Genomic DNA, 3344 nt, shown 5'->3' with positions numbered 1-3344 from the left:
TGGCAGCAACGCCAGGCGATCACCCACGCCCACCCTCCCAAGCAGTACCGTCAACGACATCCACGAACCACAATCTGCCCATCGGTGGATCGAGGCTAAAGGTGTAGGGCGACCGAGTCACTGCTGCTCTCCCTGACGCAAGAAGAAAGGATCCCCAACGTATCGGCTGTCGGCCGCACCTTGCCACCGCTTCGCGCCATTACGGTCTTGTCTTGTCGCTCTAAGATTAGCTGCGCTGCTGCGAGGGCTGGCCGAAGTCCGCAGTATCCGCCAGCCGACGACTCAGCCTCACTGACCAGGATCGCCCTGCTGTCGCCCTCGGCTGGGATGGCGCATCACTGCCATCGGCGTCTGTTATGTCCGGCCTTGTGAACAGGGACTCCACTGCATCACCAACGGCTTGATCTGGGGCTATGAATATCGGCACGGCGATCCGGGCCAGCTCGTACAGCCGAAATCTTGCCGAGCTGTTTCCGACTGCGGTGCGAGTGCCGAAGGCGCAGCGCACCCTCTCTTGACCCGGCGAACGCCGTTGCGCTTGTGAGAGCCGCGTCCGGTATGAGTCGCTGCACCGAGACTAAGGCGTCTGCCTCAGCGACATCTGCGTCAGTCTCTGCGCCGTAGGAGATGACATGGTCACCGTCCGAAAGCCGCACGCCATCTAAGCGAGCATTGGCACCCTGTGCTCGCGCCTGCAGTTGGTCGACCGTAAGCGAGGTGGTGTTGGTCCGCGGAGCGGGAGCTTATCGACTCTGCGAGGAGCGAAGTGGAGAAAGTCGCTTTTCCACTTCGAGCATAAGGTTGCCGCTAGCAACAGATCACGAGGGCGAGGTCGCCGATTGTTTCCCGTGTGCAGGACACGACAGGCCTTGGCGGTGAGTCGATGCGCGTTTCCAGCCAGCAGTCGCTGAAGGCTATCTGAGGCACGGAATGCCTCTAGCTCGCGGAGACGGTCGGTCGTGAGGCCGGAACCGAGATGAGCTCAAAGTCGACATCATCGATATCGGGTAGCTCAAGGACAAGCGCAGTGACTCAGCGTCCAGCACGGCCGTGATGCCGGCAGCGCCCGGATGCTACTTCCCGGCCGGCCGGAGCCGATCCATGCTGCATGAAGGAGTCGGTCTCAATTGTGAACAGCCCAATAACAGTTAGCCAGGAAATCTTGCGCCGGTCCTATCACTGCGAAGAGCCGCGTAGACAATGGCTGGGAGCGTCTGATCGTCGCTGGCCCGCGATCTGTATACATCGCCATGGTGGTAACGAGGGCTGCGCGGGCCGGTGTCACGGAGCGGCGTCGTAGATACGCGTCTGATATGCGATGTCAACGAGCGTGCTCTGGCTGTCGGCGCGGACGAAGAACACGGGCTGTTCGCAGCCGCCCGTGTCGATCCACCCGCCCGTGGCGGTTGCGAGTTGAGTAGCGTCTGTTTGGGTGGCGTTCTCTGGTGTATCTGAGTAGGCGATCTTTCCGACGGTGATGGCGTTGCCGAGACTGCGCCAGTGTGTCCTCATCGCTCGCGTTCCGCAGCCGTTCATCGTGAGCGGGAAGTCGGGGATGTAGTTCGGTTGTTCTGAGAAGGCCCGTGAACCGTCCCGGGGTTGATGCACCCTCGGTTATGTGTGAACGACCGGTCGGTCGTCACGGGTTTGTGCATAGTAGTCGGCCTCGGCTTCGGCGGGTGGGCGTCGGTCGAGGCGGTGCATGAGCCGGCTGGTGTTGTACCAGTGGACCCAGGCGGAGGTGATGGCCTCGACGTTGCTGAGGCCGGTCAGTGGTCCGCGTCTGAAGGGTGAGTCGTCGCGGATGCATTCGGTCTTGTAGAGCCCAATGGTTGTCTCGGCCAGGGCGTTGAGGCCCCTATGTCAAGCGGCCTTGTCGAGAGCGTGTTCGGTGGTCAGTGCGGCTCGGATGATGGAGAAGGTTTCGCGGGCGATGTAGCGCTTGAGGACTCGGAGTGTGTCCTTGCGGCTGTCGCCTTGCTGGTGTCGTTTGTCGGCGAATTCGCGGGTTCGGGGGTCGTGGATCATGCGGTTGTTCGCGATGGTCCACAGGGCGCTGTTGGCGGCGCGGTCGCCGCCGCGGTTGAGGCGGTGGCGTTCTCGTTGTCCGCTGCTGGCTTGGACCGGGCTGGCGCCGCACAGAGCTGCGAAGGCGGCGTTGCTGTGGAGCCGATCGGGGTTGCCGCCGGCGGTGATGAGCAGCTGCGCGGCGCTGTGGATTCCGATGCCGGGTCGCTTGATCAGCGCCGGCACGGTGTGCCGAACGAGTTCGCGGATGAGTCGGTCAAGCTCGATCACCTCTCGGTGGAGCTCGAGCCAGCGGCGACCGAGGCTCGCGAGCGCTGCGTGCATGCCACTGGTTGGGGCGAGCTGGCTGCACAAGGTGGCAAGCTGGAGCAGGCTTTTGACGCGCATGTGGTCGCGCAGGGCCTGATCCGTTCCGACGAGCAGGGCCTTGATCTGATTGCTTGCGGTGGTCGTGGCCTTGATGGCGCTGTTGCGCGCAATCGTCAACGCCCGCAGGGCTTCTACGGCTCCTTCACGGTCCTTCGGGACTGCTGTTGCTTGCCCGGACAGGACCGCGGGCGGCGGCTTCGGCGTCGATCGGGTCGCTCTTGCCCTTGCGGCGCCGGTTGGCTCGATCGGGCCGGTTGACCTCGAAGACTGTGATGCCGACGGTCTGGAGGGCACGGGTGAGTTGATAACCGTAGCTGCCAGTGCCTTCGACGCCTGCGGTGAGCGGGCCTCCGTGCTCGACGCTCCAGGCCAGGAGCTCGCGCGAACCGGCTTCGCTGGCGGCAAACAGCAGGCTGTCTTGGTACTGGCCGAGCCCGTTAAGGACGACGGCGACGTGGAAATGTTTGTGGGTGTCGATCCCCAGAACACTTTGGCCATGCGTGGGCATGCGGTGCCTCTCGTGAACGCGCACGGACGAGGGCGGGTCGGCGTCGGACAGGACACTCACGGTGCCGGGGCAAGGCCCCTATTGGGTCACGGCTCCGCCCCGCGGCTCGAGATATGGACGCCGGAACGCGGGCCGACTGATCAACGCGTTGGCAGGAAGATACCGCCAGTCGTAAGCCGGGTCAGACCCTGCCGGTCCGCCAGTCCTAGTGCGGGGTTCAACCGGTGATCCGACGTCCACAACCATGATGATGCCTTGAGTGTCGTAGGCGTCCCCGACGGACCCGACCGAGGGGCTGAGGCCGTGGAGTTGCAGGGTCTCGGTGAAGTGCACAGAGGTATATTGGGCGAGTTCAACCGGTCGATGCAACACCGGGCTGTTGTAGTGAGCGTAGCTGTTCCTCGAAGACCTCGGCCGGGGTTCGCCAGTCGAGGATCTT

Annotated in this window: 3 protein-coding genes and 1 pseudogene; all 4 read right to left on the bottom strand. The window is 63.5% G+C overall.

Annotation, left to right across the window (positions count from 1 at the left end; all coding sequences use genetic code 11):
* Nucleotides 1-1281 precede the first annotated feature (1281 nt).
* Nucleotides 1282-1512 carry a hypothetical protein gene (locus EV648_RS42290; RefSeq protein WP_132302114.1) on the bottom strand — a complete coding sequence of 77 codons (231 nt, stop codon included), beginning with the start codon at nucleotides 1510-1512 and terminating at the stop codon, nucleotides 1282-1284.
* A 102-nt stretch (nucleotides 1513-1614) separates the two neighbouring features.
* Nucleotides 1615-1851 (bottom strand): annotated as a pseudogene (locus tag EV648_RS42285) (integrase core domain-containing protein); the annotation flags it as partial.
* 12 nt (nucleotides 1852-1863) lie between these two features.
* A complete protein-coding gene (locus EV648_RS43670) occupies nucleotides 1864-2514 on the bottom strand; it encodes a transposase (protein ID WP_199235161.1) in 651 nt (216 codons plus the stop codon).
* Nucleotides 2515-2539: 25 nt separating this feature from the next.
* The gene (locus tag EV648_RS43665; protein WP_199235160.1) at nucleotides 2540-2905 is read right to left on the bottom strand and encodes a transposase; all 366 of its coding nucleotides are present in this window, start codon (nucleotides 2903-2905) and stop codon (nucleotides 2540-2542) included.
* Nucleotides 2906-3344: the final 439 nt, after the last annotated feature.

Origin of the sequence: Kribbella sp. VKM Ac-2568 (genome assembly GCF_004345365.1) — a bacterium.
GTDB classification, from domain to species: Bacteria; Actinomycetota; Actinomycetes; order Propionibacteriales; family Kribbellaceae; genus Kribbella; species Kribbella orskensis.
The sequence above is the reverse complement of the archived record's forward strand: the minus strand, read 5'-3'. Positions and strand labels throughout refer to the sequence as shown.

Coding starts and splice junctions, on each gene's coding strand:
- EV648_RS43665 (WP_199235160.1), bottom strand. CDS start 2,905: ATGCCCACGCATGGCCAAAGTGTTCTGGGGATCGACACCCACAAACAT.
- EV648_RS42290 (WP_132302114.1), bottom strand. CDS start 1,512: ATGAGGACACACTGGCGCAGTCTCGGCAACGCCATCACCGTCGGAAAG.